General features: G+C 69.9%; 1 protein-coding gene and 1 pseudogene. Both read right to left on the bottom strand.

Translation table 11 applies throughout. The features are described from left to right. Positions 1–178 (bottom strand): annotated as a pseudogene (locus MKK69_RS12955) (LysR family transcriptional regulator); the annotation flags it as partial. Between the two features lie 55 nt (positions 179–233). Then, complete coding sequence (locus MKK69_RS12950; protein ID WP_243968311.1) at positions 234–452, bottom strand: hypothetical protein; 219 nt, start codon at positions 450–452, stop codon at positions 234–236. Between the last annotated feature and the right edge of the window lie 57 nt (positions 453–509).

Raw genomic sequence — 509 nt, 5'->3', positions numbered from 1 at the left:
GCGCCCATGCGAGGACCCGCTCGCCCTCGGGGGTGAAGCCCTGGAAGCGCGAGCCGCGCAGCACGAGCTGGACGCCGAAGCGGTTCTCCAGCTGCTTCACGCCAGCCGACAGGGTCTGCTGGGTCACCCCGCAGGCCTCGGAGGCATGGCCGAAATGCTGCTCGCGGGCGAGCGCGACCCCCCGCGGCGGCTAGCCTCAATGCGGGCGAGGCGGCGCTCCAGGTCGATGATGCTCATAGCTTTGGCTCCGATCGGGGTAGCTGCCCCTCGCGGCGCATCAGGCTCACGACCCACTCTTCAAGGTCGGGGTCGATGGCCTCGCCGGCTTCGGCCCGTCGAAGAACTGCGATCAGGCCCCCAAGCTCGTCGTCGGTGTAGCGGTGAACACCCTGGATGCGGTGGCGGAACCGCTGCTCGGCCTTGGCCAGCCGCGCCTCAATGGAACCGCGCATCCGGGCCTCCGATGTCTTCCTCGATCAGGGTGGCGAGGGCGGCGTCTCCAGCATCCC

The organism is Methylobacterium sp. J-026 (genome assembly GCF_022829585.1).
Classification (GTDB): domain Bacteria; phylum Pseudomonadota; class Alphaproteobacteria; order Rhizobiales; family Beijerinckiaceae; genus Methylobacterium.
Note: the sequence above shows the minus strand (reverse complement) of the source record. Positions and strands in the feature narration are given on the sequence as shown.

Excerpts from the sequence above, each read along its gene's own strand:
- MKK69_RS12950 (WP_243968311.1), bottom strand. The coding sequence starts at position 452 with ATGCGCGGTTCCATTGAGGCGCGGCTGGCCAAGGCCGAGCAGCGGTTC.